1 protein-coding gene is annotated in these 298 nt (G+C 52.7%); it reads right to left on the reverse strand.

The window, feature by feature from the left end:
• On the reverse strand, positions 1 to 243 hold a 243-nt coding region (locus tag KMS84_RS44410), incomplete at its 3' end, for a hypothetical protein (RefSeq protein ID WP_256921540.1).
• Positions 244 to 298 lie beyond the last annotated feature (55 nt).

Below are 298 nucleotides of genomic sequence, written 5' to 3' on the forward strand. Positions count from 1 at the left end.
GTCATGGTCAGGGCCTGTGAAAAAGTCATCAGGCCCGTCGCTTTGAATAACTTCTTCCACATGCCGGATCTGAGCCCGTACATAGCTTGAAGACATTGGTTGGATCTCCGTGTGGTTGCTGACGCCAGTTCGGCGCGCTCTGTAAATACCCACGGCCACGGTGTATGATGGGCGCGTGGATTTTTGCTCCTTCGCAAAAAACCTAGAAACCCGCAAGCATTGCCGTGCTGCGGGTTTCGTCATTTTAGGGTTCCTTCTTTTCGCTGTGCGGAATCGAAGGCATATCAGGCAGGTCTAC

It is taken from the genome of Streptomyces hilarionis, from assembly GCF_024539675.1.
Classification (GTDB): domain Bacteria; phylum Actinomycetota; class Actinomycetes; order Streptomycetales; family Streptomycetaceae; genus Streptomyces; species Streptomyces hilarionis.